Raw genomic sequence first — 15,338 nt, forward strand, 5'->3', positions numbered from 1 at the left:
CCGCCCGGCCCCCTACGAGGTCCGCGCGGCCTTCTCGGCCTTCGCCTTGCGCAGGTAGTACCAGGCCAGGTTGGACGTGAGCCCCGCGAGCAGCACCCAGACGATCCCGAGGTAGCTGCCCTCCACGAAGGCGACGACGGCCGCGGCCACCGCAAGGACGCAGACGACAACGGCGAAGACGGCAAGGCGGGGCATGGGAAGAGCTCCTCGGGGACACTGAACGGGGTCGAGCCCCTCCAGTGTCCCCCATGCCCCGCAGTGCTGCCGTAAGGTCCGGCCGCCCGGCTCAGACGTCCGTGAGGCGCAGGCCCGCGTGGGCCTTGTAGCGGCGGTTGGTGGAGATGAGGTTGGCGACCAGGGATTCGACCTGGTGGGCGTTGCGCAGGCGGCCCGCGAAGACGCCGCGCATGCCGGGGACGCGGGCGGCGAGGGCCTGGACGATGTCCGTGTCGGCGCGGGATTCGCCGAGGACCATCACGTCGGTGTCGATCTCGTCGATCGACTCGTCCTGCAGGAGGACCGCCGAGAGGTGGTGGAAGGCCGCCGTGACGCGGGAGTCGGGGAGGAGGGCGGCGGCCTGCTGGGCGGCGCTGCCCTCTTCGACCTGGAGGGCGTAGGCGCCCTGCTTGTCGAAGCCCAGCGGGTTGACGCAGTCCACGACGAGCTTGCCCGCGAGGTCTTCGCGCAGGGCTTCGAGGGTCTTGGCGTGGCCCTCCCACGGCACCGCGATGATCACGATGTCGCTGCGGCGCGCGCACTCGGCGTTGTCGGCGCCCTCCACCCCGAGGCCCAGTTCGCCGGCGGCGGTCCGGGCGCGGTCGGCGGCACGGGAGCCGATGATCACCTTCTGGCCGGCCCTGGCGAGCCGGTAGGCGAGGCCCCGGCCCTGGTCGCCGGTGCCGCCGAGGACGCCGACGACGAGGCCGGACACGTCCGGCAGCTCCCACGGGTCCTTGACCGGCGGCTTCTGCGTGCTGTCTGAGGAAGTCATGGGGGCGAGGGTACTGCCGGGTAGGCCACAGTCGAAGGGGAGGGAACGCTCCCGTACTGCTCCCCTATGTCCCTTCCATGCGGCAGGATGCCGCCATGGACGCCGTGAGGGTCGCGCTGCTGCGCGAGGTGCTCGCCGGTACGCAGTGGCCGGGCGCCGCCCGCCGCTTCGCAGGTTCGCTGCGCCGGTCCGTCGTACCGGCCGGCGGGAACCTGCTGCTGGTGGGGACGGAGGGCTACGAGCCCTGGCATCTGGCGGCGCACCTGGTGGACGAGGCCGCATGGTCGGGTCTGCCGGAGCTGGCGCCCACGCTCGTACGCCACCGGGTGCGGCCCGGAGAGCCGGCGCACCTGTCGGTGGGGCTGGGCAGGCTGGCGGCGGCCCGGCGCGGGCACACGCTGCTGGTGGTGGCGCCCGGGGAGCCGGGCGAGGGGCTGCTGGAGCGCGTCCACGAAGCCCGGCGCGCGGGGGCGACCGTCCTGTCCCTGGACGGCGGGGATCCGGATCTGGGCACGCTCGCGCACGAGGTGCTGTCGGTGCCGGAGGCAGGCGCCGAACTGAACCTGGACACGGTGCAGCACCTGGTCAGCGCGGCGGCCGGGGAGAACGGCCTGCCGGTGCAGCGCGGGCCGCGCCGTTTCCGGGACCGGCTGGCACGGCTGGCCGACCAGTTGACCGCGCCGCCGCCCAGCCGCTGGTAGCCGGGACCGCGCGCGCTGCCCGGCCGCCGGTGGCGCCGGACCGTCAGGAGGGCGTGCCCTCTTCTTCCTCGCGGGTCTTGTCGTTCCACTTGGGGTCGTTCTGCCATTCGAGGTTGCGTTCCTGCGCCGTCTCCATGGCGTGGCCCGCCGCCTCGGGCGTCTCGTACGGGCCGAAACGGTCCTTCGCCGGGCACTCGGGGCCTTCTTCGACCTTGTTGTGGACCAGGCAGTAGTACCACTCGCCCGCTTTGCCCACCTGGCGCTTCTTGAACAGGGCCATCGTTGTCAGGCTCCTCTCGTTACCGCTCTCTGCCGCCATGCTGCCCCATCCCCGCTGGATACACTCGCTTGCATGTCTGGCCAGTCGCTGCTCGTACCAGGCGAGCTTTCTCCCGTCCGTTCCGTTCCCGGAAACATCCGCCGGCCCGAGTACGTGGGCAAGCCCGCGCCCACTCCGTACACCGGACCGGAGGTGCAGACGGCCGAGACCATCGAGGCCATGCGCATCGCCGGCCGGATCGCCGCCCAGGCGATGGAAGAGGCCGCCAAGCTGATCGCGCCGGGGGTGACCACCGACGAGCTCGACCGGGTCGCCCACGCGTACATGTGCGACCACGGCGCCTATCCCTCGACGCTCGGCTACCGCGGTTTCCCGAAGTCGCTGTGCTCCTCCGTGAACGAGGTCATCTGTCACGGCATCCCGGACTCCACCGTCCTGCGCGACGGCGACATCGTGAACCTCGACGTGACCGCGTACATCGGCGGGGTGCACGGCGACAACAACGCCACCTACCTGTGCGGGGAGGTGGACGAGGAGTCGAAGCTGCTCGTCGAGCGCACCCGCGAGGCGCTGAACCGCGCCATCAAGGCCGTCAAGCCGGGCCGCCAGATCAACATCATCGGCCGGGTCATCGAGTCGTACGCGAAGCGCTTCGGCTACGGCGTGGTCCGGGACTTCACCGGCCACGGCATCAACTCCTCCTTCCACTCCGGCCTGATCATTCCGCACTACGACAGCCCGCACGCCACGACCGTCATCGAGCCCGGCATGACCTTCACCATCGAGCCGATGCTGACCCTGGGCACCCACGAGTACGACATGTGGGCGGACGGCTGGACCGTCGTCACGAAGGACCGCAAGCGGACCGCGCAGTTCGAGCACACGCTGGTGGTGACGGACTCGGGGGCGGAGATCCTGACCCTGCCGTAGCGGGTCCCGGCGGGATCCCAGCCGGATCCCCGGGGCGGACCTTTTTGCCGACAAGACGTCGGGAACACATTGACTTAGGCAAGCCTAAGTAGGAGGATCAGGCGTGGCGGCACTGCCGCCACGCCTGTTTCCTCTTCCTGGAGGTCCGCCTTGGACGCCTTCTCTACGGTCATCCGCGTCGCTTCGCACGAGCAGCACACCGAGGCCGAGACGTCGACCTTCATGAGCGACCTGCTCGGCGGACGGCTCGGCGTGGACGCGTACACGCGCTACACCGAACAGCTGTGGTTCGTGTACCGGGCCCTGGAGGATGCGGCCGAGTCCCTCAGGAACGATCCGGTGGCCGGCCCGTTCATCCGGCCCGAGCTGATGCGCGTCGCCGAGATCGAGCGCGACCTCGCCCACCTGCTGGGCCCAAACTGGCGGGAGAACGTGGTGGCGCTGCCCGCGACGCAGGCGTACGCCGCCCGCGTGGCCGAGTGCGCGGCCGAGTGGCCGGGCGGGTACGTCGCCCACCACTACACCCGCTACCTGGGCGACCTCTCCGGCGGCCAGATCATCCGCGACAAGGCCGAGCGCACCTGGGGCTTCGAGCGCAAGGGCGACGGCGTCCGGTTCTACGTCTTCGCGGACATCTCCAATCCGGCGGCCTTCAAGCGGACCTACCGCGAGCTGCTGGACGCGATCGCCGCGGACGACCTGGAGAAGCAGCGCATCATCGACGAGTGCAAGCGCGCCTTCGACTTCAACGGCGCGGTCTTCCGCGAGCTGGGCGAGGAGTTCCGGCTCAGCGCGTAGCCCCGGCGGGGCCGGCCCCGCCGATCAGTGGACCGGCCCCCGCCGATCAGCGGAGCCGGCGCAGGGCCGTCCGCGAGACGTCGAGGGACTCGACGGCACAGCGCGGGCCGTTCCACACCGGGACCCGGTCGCCCGCCTCGCGCACCCGGTCCTCCTCGGCCGCGATCTCCTCCCGCCAGGCCGGCATCTCCGCGGGCGGTTCGACGTCGCCGTCCAGTACCCGGGCGGCGACGGACCCGGGCGAGATCACCGAGCGCCCGTCCCCGTCGACGATGAGGGCGGAGGTGCGCAGGGGGCCGAGGGCCATTCCGCTCACGCGCGGCAGCCTGACGGCAGACGATCACCCGTGGGGGGCCACCGGTGTGACCGCCCGGGCGAAGCGGACGCGGCCGCCGATCTCGACGGTGCCGTCGGGGCCGGGGGCGGTGAGGATCTGGGAGCCGGCGCCCTGGGTGATGTTCAGGGCGCGGTTCAGCTGGGCCGTCAGCAGGATCGCGGCCGAGCCGGTGGCTTCGTCCTCGGCGATGATCCCGTCGGGGCGGCGCGGGAAGCCTCGGGCCCGCACGCGGCCCGCGGTCTCGTCCTCCCACGCCCAGGCGTAGAGCCAGCCCTCGCCCGGCGGCGGGGCCGGGAGCGCCTCGACCTCGGCGACGGATCCGTACTGCTCGGTGCGCTTGCCCTCGACCCACTCGGCGCGGGCCGTGATCCAGGTGAACTCCCCGTCGTCCCGGGCCCATACGGATCCGGCGGGCGGCTGGAGCTCCTCGATGTCCAGCAACCACGCGACCCCGACCAGCGGATGTCCGGCGAAGGACATCCGCGTGCCGGGGGTGCGGATGTCGACGACCCCGCGCTCGGGGTCGTCGATGAACACCGTCTCGCTGTATCCGAGTTCGGCGGCCAGCGCCTGCCGGGACGCGTCGTCGGGGCAGGTCCGGCCGTCGCGTACGACACCGAGCAGGTTGCCGTACCGGCCGTCACCCGCGCAGAAGACCTTCAGCACGTCGAGATCGTTCACGCGGGAATTCAAGCACGGCTCAGACCTGGGCCGTGCGCCGCCTGCGCGCGAGGAACATCGCGCCCGCGCCGGCCGCGACGGCCACGCCGGAGGTGGTGAGCAGGACCGCGGCCGGGATCTCGGCGCCGGTGTCGGCGAGGTTGCCGCCGGCGGAGCCGCCACCGCCCACGCTGGCGCCCGTACCGCCCGTGGTGCCGGTGCCCCCCGCAGCGCCGGTCGTGCCGCCCGTCGTCGTCGGCAGGGTGGCGTCCTTGTCCACGGCCACGGAGAAGGTGAGCGGGTCGATCGCGTCGCCCGCCTTGTACATGGAGCCGGTGGTGTCGTTGGCGAAGGCCGCCGCGCCCTCGGCGGTGAAGGCGGCCGGGACGGCGTTCAGGGCGAGCACGCCGTTCTTGGTCTTGTAGTCGGTTTTTGACAGGTCGAGCGTGGCGAAGGGGACGGCCGTCTTGCTGCCCGAGGCGTTCTTGACGTCCAGATAGAGGGTGCCGGCCTTGCCGGTGGCGTCCATGCGGGGGTTGGCGAAGGTCATGTCGATGCCGTGGGCCGCGTACTGGAAGCGGAGGTTGCCCTCGAAGGAGGCGTTCAGCTTCTGCTTCTTGACGTCCAGCTCACCCTTGCCGAAGGCGAAGTCGTACAGCTCTCCGTTCCTGGCGGCCCCGCCGGCCGGGGTGATCGAGCCGGCGCCCAGCACGTACCTGCGGAAGGACTCCTTCACGCCCCACGTCAGCTTGCCGCCGAGGACCTTCTGCACGCCGTCGGCCGGAGCGGTGGGCTGCGGGGCGGTGGGCGCGGGCTTCGTGGGGGTGGGCTTCGGCGGGGTGGGCTCGGGGTCCGGGGTGGGCTGCTTGAAGTCCAGCTTCGCGGTGAGCGGGTCGCCCGCCTTGTCCTCGTAGCCCGGCGAACCGAGCGCGTCGGCCGCCTCCTTGGTGAGCGTGGTCGCCAGGTTGGTCATCGCCTGGCCGGCGAAGGCCACCTTGGCCAGCGGCACGTCCTGCGTCGTCGTACCGGCCTTGGTGACGTCCGCGGTGAGCTTCCCGGTGCCGGTGTCGATACGGAAGTCCGAGAGCGTGACCTCGAAGCCGTGGCCGGTCGGCGGGGCCGGCGAGGAGAAGGTGACGCTGCCCTTGAAGGCCGCCTTCACCACGTGGCCGCCGGCCGGGTCGTACTGCCCGGTCGGCTCGACGAAGCGCAGCGTGCCGTCCTCGTTCTGCCTGGCGCCGTCCGCCACGGTGATGGTGCCCTTGGCCATGCCGGTCACGTAGGCGCGGTAGCTCGCGAGCACGCCCCAGTCGAGGGAGCCTCCGATGATCTCCATCGGTGCGGTCGGGGGCCCGCCCGCGGCGGTGGCGGGCAGGGCAAAGGCGGTGGAGCCGAGCGCGGCGGCGGTGAGGACGGCGGCCGCGAGGGCGATCGGGCGGCGGATGGACGACATGGCTGGGGACTCCCGGGGGACAAGGAAGGGGAAGGAGGAAGGGGAACTACTCGGCGGCCGCACGCCGCTTGCGGACCACCAGGAAGGCGGCGCCGCCGGCCAGGACCAGTACGGCCACGGCCAGGGCGATGAACAGCCCGGTACTGGAGGACTGCTCGGCCTTCGCGGCGGGAGCGGGCTCGGCGGCCGGCGACGCGGGCGCGGGCGAGGCCGTGGAGCCCAGGTCGGGCAGCGCCGGCAGCTTCGCGGTGGCGTCGAGGGCGACGGCGAGCGAGACGGGATCCATCTCCGTGCCCGCCTTGTACATCGAGTTGAAGGCCTGCGATCCGCCCTCGGTGAGGACGGTCGGCGCTTCGGTCAGGGTGGCCAGTCCGCCCTCGGTCTTCAGGCCCTTGGCGTCGAACTCCACCAGCGGGACGGCGTTCTTCGTCTCGCCGCCGGTGGTCACGTCCGCGGACAGGACGCCCTTGCCGTTGTCCACCTTGACGCCCACCTTGCCGAGCTTGAGGTCCAGATGGGCGCCGGTGAACTGGACGGTGCCGGAGAAGGCCGCGTCAAGAGTGCCTTTCCCGCCGTCGTACGCGCCCTTGCCCTGCGGGAAGCGGAACAGCGCGCCGCCGTCCTGGGCACCCTCGGCGAGGGTCCACTCGCCCTGGCCGACCGAGCCGGTGACGTACTCGCGGAAGGTGCGGCGCACCCCCCAGTCGACGGCGGCGTCGGCGAAGGCGCCCTGCGTCTGCGGGGTCTGCGCCGTGGCGCCCGGCTGCGGGGTCGCCGACGGCGAGGGCTCCTCGGCCGGGGCGGCCTTGACGTCGGCGGAGAGCGAGACGGGGTCGAGCTGCGTGCCGGCCGCGTAGTAGCCGGCGAAGGCCTGGGCGCCCTGCGCGGTGAGGGTGGCGGGGATGTTCGCGAGGGTCAGCGGGCTGGCGCCGCCCTTCATGTTGATGCCGCCGAGGCCGAGCGTGGCGAAGGGCACCTGGGACTGGTTGCTGACCGCGCCGGTGTCCTTGGCCTTGCTGGAGACGTCCACATACAGGGTGCCGCTGCCCCCGCTGATCTTGACGGTGGGGCGGCTGACGGTCATGTCCAGCTCGTGGACCCCGTCGGGCTTCTGGTGTCCCCGGAAGGTCACCCCGCCCGAGTAGGAGGCTTCGAAGGTGCCGGAGCCCGGGTCGTAGGAGCCGGCCGCCGAGTGGAACCGGAACAGACTGCCGCCGACCGTGGCGGCTCCGCTCTTCAGCGTGAAACCGCCTTTTGCGACCGGACCGGTGACATAACTCTGGAAAGACGATTTGATACCCCAGTCGAGCCGACCCCCCTGCACGGTGCCCGCGTGGGCGGCGGTCGCCGGGAGCAGGGCCCCCAACAGGGCCGCCAACAGCGTGACGGCGAACGCGCGGACGGGTCTTGCGGACATGAACGTCCCCTCCCGGGTCTGGCTAAGCAAGGTTAGGCTAACCTAAGTTAAGCGCGGCCGGGTTCGTAACCCCCCGGTCCCCAGAACCTCAGTCGGACGACCAGGACGGTGCCTTCGTGCCTACGCCCGCCGCGTCACACCGCATTCCCCGTCTCGCAGTCGCCGTGGCAGCACTGGCACTCGCACTGACGGGCTGCGGAGGTACGGCCACCACCCCGGGCTCATCGGCCCCCAGCGCAGCCGCCGTCCCGGACCGGGTGGAACCACTCGCTCCGGCGCCGCAGCCCGCACTGCCGGTGACGGTGCCCTCGGCCGACGGCGCCCAGGTCACCATCACCTCCGCGGACCGCGTCGTCCCGCTGACCGGCAGCCTCAACGAGATCGTCCACACACTCGGCCTCGGCAAGCAGGTCGTCGCCCGGGACATCACCGCCACCTTCGAACAGGCCGCGGACCTGCCGGTGGTGACACGTGGCCACGACGTCTCCGCCGAGAGCGTCCTGTCCCTCCGCCCGACCCTCGTCATGGCGGAGACCACCAGCGGCCCCGCGGAAGCGATCCAGCAGATCCGCGACGCGGGCATCCCCGTCCTCGTCGTCGCCCCGGCCACGTCCCTGGACGACGTGCCGAAGCGCATCGACACGGTCGCCACCGCCCTGGGCGTCAAGGACGCGGGCACCCTGCTGACCCAGCGCACCGCCGACCGGATCACGGCGGCCCGCAAGGACATTCCGACCGCTTCCGGAAAGAAGCCCCGGGTGGCCTTCCTCTACCTCCGCGGCACCGCCTCCGTCTACCTGCTGGGCGGCTCGGACTCCGGCGCCGCCTCCCTGCTGGAAGCGGCCGGCGCGGTCGACACCGGCAAGGAGTCCGGCCTCGGCAAGGACTTCACCCCGATCACCAGCGAGGCCCTCGCGGCCGCCGCCCCCGACGCGATCCTGGTCATGTCCAAGGGCCTCGAATCGGTCGGCGGCATCGACGGCCTGGTGAAGATCCCGGGCGTCGCCCAGACCCCGGCCGGCATGGACCGCCGAGTGGTCACGGTCGACGACGGCGTCCTCCTCAACTACGGCCCCCGCACCGACCAGGTGCTGTCCTCCCTGGTGACCCAGCTCTACGGCAAGGCCGCCTGAAGTGCCCCTCTACGACCCCACGCACCCCACCACCGGCTCCGACGGGGCCACGCAGGCGCCGCCGCCCGACACCGACCCGCCCACCGCTCCCGCCGGGGACGGGTGTGTGCCGGGGCGCTCCCCGCAGGGCGTCGAACGCAAGGTGGCCCGGCCCTCCGACCCCCCGCCACGTTCGGCGCCCGAGGAGGCGCCCCGGCGCGTGCCCGGCCCCACCCCGCCGACCGCCCCCGGCACGGACAACGGCACGGCCGCCCGGGGCTCGGCCCTGCCGCAACCGCCGGGCCCCGGCGGAACAGCCCCCGCCAAGCCGCGCGGCCGAAAGGCCTTCCTGCTCACGGCGGCCCTGGTCGCCACCCTGCTCCTCCTCGCCCTCGTCTCCGCCGGAACCGGCGCCTACCGCATCCCCACCCCCGACGTACTCGCCTCCGTCCAGCACCGCATCGGCCTCGGCGGAACCCCCCTCGACCGCGTCGGCGAGAGCGTGCTGTGGAACGTACGCCTCCCCCGCGTCGTCCTCGCGCTGCTCGTCGGCGCCAGCCTCGGCTGCGCGGGCGCGCTCATGCAGGGCGTCTTCGGCAACCCCCTGGCCGAGCCCGGCGTCATCGGCATCTCGGCCGGCGCCGCCGTCGGCGCAGTCGCCGCCATCGGCCTCGGCCTCGGCTTCCTCGGCAACTGGACGATCACCGTCTGCGCGTTCATCGCGGGCCTGATCACCGTCAGCTCGGTCTACCTCCTCTCGCGCAACGGCGGGAAGACCGAGGTCGTCACGCTCATCCTCACCGGCATCGCCGTGAACGCCTTCGCCGGCGCCCTCATCGGCCTGTTCGTCTTCTTCGCGGACAGCGGCCAGGTCAACCAGATCACCTTCTGGCAGCTCGGCTCCCTCGCCCAGGCCACCTGGCCCAAGGTGCTCGCCGTCCTGCCCTGCGCCCTCGCCGGCCTGCTGATCGCCCCCTTCTACGCCCGCCGCCTCGACCTGCTCTCCCTCGGCGAACGCCCGGCCCGCCACCTCGGCATCGACGTCGAGCGGCTGCGCCTCGCCCTCATCCTGGTCGTCGCACTGCTGACCGCCGCCGCCGTGGCCGTCGCCGGGGTCATCACCTTCATCGGGCTGCTCGTCCCGCACCTGCTGCGCATGGCCAACGGCCCCGGCCACCGCTTCCTCGTCCCCGGCAGCGCGCTCGCCGGAGCCGTGGTCCTCGTCGCGGGCGACCTGGCCGCCCGGACCCTCGCCCAGCCCGCCGAGCTGCCCCTCGGTGTGCTCACCGCCCTGATCGGCAGCCCGTTCTTCTTCTGGCTGCTGCGCCGCACCCGCCGCAAGCAAGGAGGCTGGGCGTGACCAGCAGGCTGATCGGGCTGATCGCCCGGAACAAGCGCACCTTCCCACCCCGCCCCGCCCCCGGCACGCCCCTCGCCGAGATCGTGGACCTGCACGTCCGCCTCGGCGGGCGCGAGGTCCTCTCGGGCATCGACCTGACCGCCCGGTCCGGCGAGGTACTGGCGCTGGTCGGCCCCAACGGCGCCGGCAAGTCCACCCTGCTGGCCGCACTCGCCGCCGACCTACCCGCCGCTTCCGGGGAGGTCCGGATCGACGGCCGCCCGGTGGGCGACTGGAGCACCCCGGATCTGGCGCTGCGCCGCTCCGTACTCCCCCAGTCGGCCGCACTGTCCTTCCCTTTTCCGGTGGAGGACGTCGTACGGATGGGCCGCGCCCCCTGGGCCGGCACTCTCCTCGCCGAGGCGGACGAGGAGGCGGTGGCCACCGCGATGGCCGCCACCGAGGTGACGGAGTTCGCCGCCCGCCCCTTCTCCGCCCTCTCCGGCGGCGAGCGGGCCCGGGTGGCACTGGCCCGCGTACTGGCCCAGGGGGCCCCGCTGCTCCTGCTCGACGAGCCCACCGCCGCGCTCGACCTGCGCCACCAGGAGCTCGTGCTGCGGATCTGCCGGGAGCGGGCCGCGGCCGGGGACGCGGTGGTCGTCGTCCTGCACGACCTGGGTCTGGCCGCCGCCTACGCGGACCGGGCCGCCGTCCTGCACGACGGCCGGATCGCCGCGGCCGGCCCGCCGGCCGAGGTGTTCGAGGACGCCTTGCTCAGCCGGGTCTACCGGCAGCCGGTGGAGGTGCTCCCGCACCCGCGCACCGGTGCCCCGCTGGTGGTCCCCGTACGGGCGGCGGAGCCTTCCGCAGTACGGAAGGACCAGCCGGCTTGACCTCGACTTGACCTGGCCATGGGGTGGCCGTGGAAGGTCCGTGACGGGCCCGTGTCCGGCCGGTGCCCGCCGCGGGAAGGTGAGAGCTGAATCACTGGACGCGTGGGTATGACTCAGGTAAGCCTCGGTTAAGTTAGGTCCGCCTCACCGGCCTCTCCCCCTTGGGACGGCCCCATCGTCCGACGCCCAGGAGCCCGCCATGCGCCCCGCCCGCCTCACCGTCATCGCCGCCGCCTCCGTCGCGGCCGCCCTGACCGCCGTCACCGGCTGCTCCCAGAAGAGCGACGCCGGCGGCGACGACGTGATCAAGGTCGCGGCCTCCGACAGCGCCTGCGACGTGTCGAAGACGGAGTTCCCGTCGGGCAAGGTGCAGATCGACGTCGAGAACAAGGGCTCGAAGGTCACCGAGGTCTACGTCCTCTTCCCGGACGCCCGCATCGTGACCGAGCGCGAGAACATCGGCCCCGGCACCAAGGCCTCCATCACCGCCGAGATCAAGGCGGGCGACTACGAGATCGTCTGCAAGCCCGGCATGAAGGGCGACGGCATAGCCAAGAAGGTCAAGGCCACCGGCAAGGGCGCCGCCGAGGAGAAGCGCAGCCCCGAGGCGGACGCCGCGGTCGCCGCCTACCGCGCCTACGTGATCGCCCAGGCCGAGGAGACCCTCCCCAAGGCACAGGCCTTCGCCGACGCCGTCAAGGCCGGCGACATCGAGGCCGCGAAGAAGCTGTACGCCCCCTCGCGCATCGGCTGGGAGCGCACCGAGCCGGTCGCCGAGTCCTTCGGCGACATCGACCCCAAGGTCGACGTCCGCGAGGACGGTCTGGAGGCCGGCCAGGACCCGGCGAAGGACTGGACCGGCTGGCACCGTCTGGAGAAGGCCCTGTGGGCCGACAACAAGATCGGCGACGACGAGAAGAAGCTCGCCGACACCCTGATGGCGGACCTGGCCGACTGGCAGAAGAAGGTCGGCACGGCGGAGATCACCCCCAGCTCGATGGCCAACGGCGCCAAGGAGCTCCTCGACGAGGTCGCCACCGGCAAGGTCACGGGTGAGGAGGAGCGTTACTCCCGCACCGACCTGGTCGACTTCAAGGCCAACATCGAGGGTGCGCAGAAGGCGTACGAGCTGCTGAAGCCGATCGCCACGAAGAACGACCCGGAGCTCGTCAAGCAGCTGGACACCCAGTTCGCGGCGATGACGGTGCTGCTGGACAAGTACCGGACGGACAAGGCGTCCTACGAGTTCACCGCGTACGACAAGGTCGGCGAGCTGGAGCGCAAGGAGCTCTCGGACGCGGTCAGCGCCCTCGGTGAGCCGCTCTCCAAGCTCGCCGCCGCGGTCACGAAGTAACAGCAGGGACAGAGGGAGGCAGGAGAGCACCATGACCGAGTCGCAGTCGCAGTCGGAGCCGACGGCGTCCGAGCCGCAGCACCCCCATCAGGAGGCCGGCGCGTCCCCGGCCGACGCCGCACCGCAGGCGGCGCCCTCGCGGCGTTCCGTCCTGGGCTGGGGCGGTGCCGGGCTCGCGCTCGGCGCGGCCACGGCCGGCGGCGCGGTGGCCGCCTTCGGCGGCGGGTCGGACATGGTCTCGGCCGCCGCGGCCGGGGCCGCCGTGCCCTTCCACGGCGAGCACCAGGCCGGTATAGCGAGCGCCGTGCAGGACCGCCTGCACTTCGCGGCCTTCGACGTGAAGACGAAGAGCCGCGAGGAGCTCGTCAAGCTCCTGAAGGAGTGGACCGAGGCGGCCCGCCGCATGACGGCCGGTCTGCCGGTCGGCGAGGGCGGCTTCGGCGGTCTCCCGGAGGCCCCGCCGGACGACACGGGCGAGGCGTTGGGCCTGAAGGCCTCCCGCCTGACCCTGACCATCGGTTTCGGACCGGGCCTGTTCGCCAAGGACCGGTTCGGGCTGGAGGGCAAGCGCCCCGAGGCGCTGGTCGACCTGGAGCTGTTCCCCGGTGACAACCTGGACCCGGCCCGCTCCGGCGGCGACCTGTGCGTCCAGGCCTGCGCCGACGACCCGCAGGTCGCCGTGCACGCCATCCGCCAGCTGGCCCGCATCGGGTTCGGCAGGACCGCGGTGCGCTGGTCGCAGCTGGGCTTCGGCAAGACCTCGTCGACCACGCCCGAAGAGCAGACCCCGCGCAACATGATGGGCTTCAAGGACGGCACCCGGAACATCTCGGGCACCGACAAGGCGGCCCTGGAGAAGCACGTGTGGGTCGGCGCGGGCGACGGCAGCGACTGGCTGACCGGCGGCTCGTACCTGGTGGCCCGTCGGATCCGGATGAACATCGAGACCTGGGACCGCACTCCGCTCGGGGAGCAGGAGGACATCTTCGGCCGCGACAAGGGCGAGGGCGCCCCCGTCGGCAAGTCAAAGGAGCGCGACGAGCCCTTCCTGAAGGCGATGAAGCCGGAGGCGCACGTCCGCCTGGCGCACCCGGACACCAACAACGGTGCGACGATCCTGCGCCGCGGCTACTCCTTCACCGACGGCACGGACGGTCTGGGCCGCCTCGACGCGGGCCTGTTCTTCCTCGCCTTCCAGCGCGACGTCCGCAAGGGCTTCATCCCGATCCAGCGCCAGCTGGCGAAGGCCGACGTCCTCAACGAATACATCCAGCACGTGGGTTCGGCGATCTTCGCCGTCCCGCCGGGCGTCCGCGACAAGGACGACTGGTGGGGCCGGACGCTGTTCGCGTAAGCCAGTCGGAGAGAAGGAACCGCCGTGTTCGGCAATTATCTGATCGGCCTGCGCGAGGGGCTGGAGGCCAGCCTGGTCGTCTGCATCCTCGTCGCGTACCTGGTGAAGACCGAGCGCCGGGACGCCCTGCGTCCCGTGTGGCTCGGCATCGGGATCGCCTGCGGGCTCTCGCTCACCTTCGGCGCGATGCTCGAATTCGGTACCCAGGAGCTGACCTTCGAGGCGCAGGAGCTGCTCGGCGGCACCCTTTCCATCATCTCGGTGGCTCTGGTGACGTGGATGGTCTTCTGGATGAAGCGCACCGCGCGGCATCTGAAGGCCGAGCTGCACGGCAAGCTCGACACGGCACTCGCCATGGGCACCGGCGCGCTGGTCGCCACCGCCTTCCTGGCCGTCGGCCGCGAGGGCCTGGAGACCGCGCTGTTCGTGTGGGCGTCGGTACGGGCCAGCGGCGAGGGCTCCTCGGCGCCGCTGATCGGTGTGCTGCTGGGCATCGCGACGGCGATCGTGCTGGGCTACCTGTTCTACCGGGGCGCCCTGAAGATCAATCTGGCGAAATTCTTCAAGTGGACCGGCGCCATGCTGGTCGTCGTGGCCGCGGGCGTGCTCGCGTACGGGGTCCACGACCTCCAGGAGGCCCGGTTCCTGGGCGGCCTCGGGAACAAGGCCTTCGACGTCAGCTCCACCGTCCCGCCGGACAGCTGGTACGGGACGCTGCTCAAGGGCGTCTTCAACTTCCAGCCGGACCCCACCGTCCTTCAGCTCACGGTGTGGACGCTGTACGTGCTCCCCGTGCTGGTGCTGTTCCTCGTCGACCGCAGCCGCCCGGCGGGCCCGAAGGCGCAGCCGGCGGACGCCGCACCCGCGAGCTGACCGACCGACCGGCCGACAGGCTGTGGTGAGGGCTCTTCGGCCCGCTCACCACAGCCTGTCGGTGCGTCCGGGGTGGAGCGGTACGCGGACCCCGGTGAAGGCCGCGCGGTCCCGGCCCGGGTCGTCCGTGAAGAAGGCCGCCAGCACCACCTTGTCGAAGCCGGGGGCGTCGGTGGCGAGCGGCTCCGGATCCCCGGGGGCGTCGCCGAGCAGCACCGTGCCGGGCAGCTGTGCGAAGCCGGCCGCCTCGTAGAACGGCGCCAGCGGGCGGTCGCAGCTGAAGAGCGCGAGGTCCACGGCCCGGTCCGCCGCGAGTTCGGCGCGGGCCGCCGCCACCAGGCGGGCCCCGTACCCCCGGCCGCGCAGCGCGGGCCGGGTCACGACCGCACTCAGCCCGGCCGCCCTGTAGGTTCGCCCCGCGAGCCGGACCTCCTTGAACAGCAGCGCCAGCGAGGCGGCCACGGTGCCGTCGGCGGCCAGCAGGAGCAGGGCGCGCGGAGCCAGGGCCGGATCGTGCCCCGGCTCGGCCCCCGGCCAGGCCGCGTCCTCCAACGCGGCCACCTGCCGAGCCAGCCCCGCAGGCAGATCCGCCTCGGCAAAACCGACCACCCTCATGGACGCCCCTTCTGACTCGAGTGCAGCGCCGCTGCCGGGGACCCCGCCCCCAGGCTTCGTCCGGGGGAACCCCCGGCCCTCGAACGCCGAGCGGGCTGGAATTGCCCTGCGGGCACTCCAGCGCGCCAAGTCCAGCCCCTCCGGCGATTGAGGAGCGGGGTCTGGGGCGGAGCCCCAGCAGCTGGGCCGCACGGGCTGACATCCGGTCGGCCCCGGGGCGGAGCCCACGTG

At 72.3% G+C, this 15,338-nt stretch carries 17 protein-coding genes; 9 read left to right on the forward strand and 8 right to left on the reverse strand.

Translation table 11 applies throughout. The annotated features are described in order from the left end of the window. Window positions 1–12: 12 nt before the first annotated feature. A complete protein-coding gene (locus tag OG332_RS13290; RefSeq protein WP_327413663.1) occupies window positions 13–195 on the reverse strand; it encodes a hypothetical protein in 183 nt (60 codons plus the stop codon). A gap of 91 nt (window positions 196–286) precedes the next feature. Further along, window positions 287–991, reverse strand: coding sequence for an NADPH-dependent F420 reductase (gene npdG / locus OG332_RS13295; protein WP_327413664.1), 705 nt, complete (start codon window positions 989–991; stop codon window positions 287–289). A 95-nt stretch (window positions 992–1,086) separates the two neighbouring features. On the opposite strand from npdG, the gene OG332_RS13300 reads away from it, so the two are divergent. After that, window positions 1,087–1,692: a hypothetical protein gene (locus OG332_RS13300; RefSeq protein ID WP_327413665.1), complete on the forward strand. Its 606-nt coding sequence runs from the start codon at window positions 1,087–1,089 to the stop codon at window positions 1,690–1,692. A gap of 43 nt (window positions 1,693–1,735) precedes the next feature. Here OG332_RS13300 and OG332_RS13305 read toward each other — a convergent pair whose 3' ends face one another. Beyond that, window positions 1,736–1,972 (reverse strand): hypothetical protein, encoded by a 237-nt coding sequence (locus OG332_RS13305; protein WP_327413666.1) that lies wholly within the window; start codon window positions 1,970–1,972, stop codon window positions 1,736–1,738. Window positions 1,973–2,044: 72 nt separating this feature from the next. On the opposite strand from OG332_RS13305, the gene map reads away from it, so the two are divergent. After that, a complete protein-coding gene (gene map / locus OG332_RS13310) occupies window positions 2,045–2,902 on the forward strand; it encodes a type I methionyl aminopeptidase (RefSeq protein WP_327413667.1) in 858 nt (285 codons plus the stop codon). Between the two features lie 150 nt (window positions 2,903–3,052). Beyond that, entirely contained in the window at window positions 3,053–3,700 is a 648-nt protein-coding gene (locus OG332_RS13315; protein WP_327413668.1) for a biliverdin-producing heme oxygenase, read from the forward strand. Between the two features lie 46 nt (window positions 3,701–3,746). On the opposite strand, the gene OG332_RS13320 is transcribed toward OG332_RS13315, so the two are convergent. Genes OG332_RS13320 through OG332_RS13335 form a run of 4 tightly spaced genes read right to left on the reverse strand, consistent with a single transcriptional unit; the run spans window position 3,747 to window position 7,567 of the window. After that, complete coding sequence (locus OG332_RS13320; RefSeq protein ID WP_327413669.1) at window positions 3,747–4,016, reverse strand: hypothetical protein; 270 nt, start codon at window positions 4,014–4,016, stop codon at window positions 3,747–3,749. 24 nt (window positions 4,017–4,040) lie between these two features. Further along, entirely contained in the window at window positions 4,041–4,718 is a 678-nt protein-coding gene (locus OG332_RS13325) for a PhzF family phenazine biosynthesis protein (protein ID WP_327413670.1), read from the reverse strand. 19 nt (window positions 4,719–4,737) lie between these two features. Next, entirely contained in the window at window positions 4,738–6,150 is a 1,413-nt protein-coding gene (locus OG332_RS13330) for an HtaA domain-containing protein (protein ID WP_327413671.1), read from the reverse strand. Window positions 6,151–6,196: 46 nt separating this feature from the next. Next, window positions 6,197–7,567 (reverse strand): HtaA domain-containing protein, encoded by a 1,371-nt coding sequence (locus OG332_RS13335; RefSeq protein ID WP_327413672.1) that lies wholly within the window; start codon window positions 7,565–7,567, stop codon window positions 6,197–6,199. 116 nt (window positions 7,568–7,683) lie between these two features. Here OG332_RS13335 and OG332_RS13340 point away from each other — a divergent pair, with 116 nt between their 5' ends. From OG332_RS13340 to efeU, 6 genes are all read left to right on the forward strand, one after another. Beyond that, complete coding sequence (locus OG332_RS13340) at window positions 7,684–8,700, forward strand: heme/hemin ABC transporter substrate-binding protein (RefSeq protein ID WP_327413673.1); 1,017 nt, start codon at window positions 7,684–7,686, stop codon at window positions 8,698–8,700. 265 nt (window positions 8,701–8,965) lie between these two features. After that, a complete protein-coding gene (locus OG332_RS13345) occupies window positions 8,966–10,039 on the forward strand; it encodes a FecCD family ABC transporter permease (RefSeq protein ID WP_327419211.1) in 1,074 nt (357 codons plus the stop codon). 8 nt (window positions 10,040–10,047) lie between these two features. After that, a complete protein-coding gene (locus OG332_RS13350) occupies window positions 10,048–10,911 on the forward strand; it encodes a heme ABC transporter ATP-binding protein (RefSeq protein ID WP_327419212.1) in 864 nt (287 codons plus the stop codon). A 199-nt stretch (window positions 10,912–11,110) separates the two neighbouring features. After that, the gene (gene efeO, locus OG332_RS13355; protein ID WP_327413674.1) at window positions 11,111–12,265 is read left to right on the forward strand and encodes an iron uptake system protein EfeO; all 1,155 of its coding nucleotides are present in this window, start codon (window positions 11,111–11,113) and stop codon (window positions 12,263–12,265) included. 31 nt (window positions 12,266–12,296) lie between these two features. After that, window positions 12,297–13,619: an iron uptake transporter deferrochelatase/peroxidase subunit gene (efeB, locus tag OG332_RS13360; RefSeq protein WP_327413675.1), complete on the forward strand. Its 1,323-nt coding sequence runs from the start codon at window positions 12,297–12,299 to the stop codon at window positions 13,617–13,619. Window positions 13,620–13,643: 24 nt separating this feature from the next. Next, on the forward strand, window positions 13,644–14,492 hold the full coding sequence (gene efeU, locus OG332_RS13365) for an iron uptake transporter permease EfeU (protein WP_327413676.1): 849 nt from the start codon (window positions 13,644–13,646) through the stop codon (window positions 14,490–14,492). Window positions 14,493–14,537: 45 nt separating this feature from the next. On the opposite strand, the gene OG332_RS13370 is transcribed toward efeU, so the two are convergent. Continuing rightward, window positions 14,538–15,107, reverse strand: a complete 570-nt coding sequence (locus tag OG332_RS13370) for a GNAT family N-acetyltransferase (protein ID WP_327413677.1) — start codon at window positions 15,105–15,107, stop codon at window positions 14,538–14,540. Window positions 15,108–15,338 lie beyond the last annotated feature (231 nt).

The organism is Streptomyces sp. NBC_01233, from assembly GCF_035989305.1.
Classification (GTDB): domain Bacteria; phylum Actinomycetota; class Actinomycetes; order Streptomycetales; family Streptomycetaceae; genus Streptomyces.

Coding starts and splice junctions, on each gene's coding strand:
- OG332_RS13290 (WP_327413663.1), bottom strand. CDS start 195: ATGCCCCGCCTTGCCGTCTTCGCCGTTGTCGTCTGCGTCCTTGCGGTG.
- npdG (WP_327413664.1), bottom strand. CDS start 991: ATGACTTCCTCAGACAGCACGCAGAAGCCGCCGGTCAAGGACCCGTGG.
- OG332_RS13300 (WP_327413665.1), top strand. CDS start 1,087: ATGGACGCCGTGAGGGTCGCGCTGCTGCGCGAGGTGCTCGCCGGTACG.
- OG332_RS13305 (WP_327413666.1), bottom strand. CDS start 1,972: ATGGCCCTGTTCAAGAAGCGCCAGGTGGGCAAAGCGGGCGAGTGGTAC.
- map (WP_327413667.1), top strand. CDS start 2,045: ATGTCTGGCCAGTCGCTGCTCGTACCAGGCGAGCTTTCTCCCGTCCGT.
- OG332_RS13330 (WP_327413671.1), bottom strand. CDS start 6,150: ATGTCGTCCATCCGCCGCCCGATCGCCCTCGCGGCCGCCGTCCTCACC.
- OG332_RS13335 (WP_327413672.1), bottom strand. CDS start 7,567: ATGTCCGCAAGACCCGTCCGCGCGTTCGCCGTCACGCTGTTGGCGGCC.
- efeO (WP_327413674.1), top strand. CDS start 11,111: ATGCGCCCCGCCCGCCTCACCGTCATCGCCGCCGCCTCCGTCGCGGCC.
- efeB (WP_327413675.1), top strand. CDS start 12,297: ATGACCGAGTCGCAGTCGCAGTCGGAGCCGACGGCGTCCGAGCCGCAG.
- OG332_RS13370 (WP_327413677.1), bottom strand. CDS start 15,107: ATGAGGGTGGTCGGTTTTGCCGAGGCGGATCTGCCTGCGGGGCTGGCT.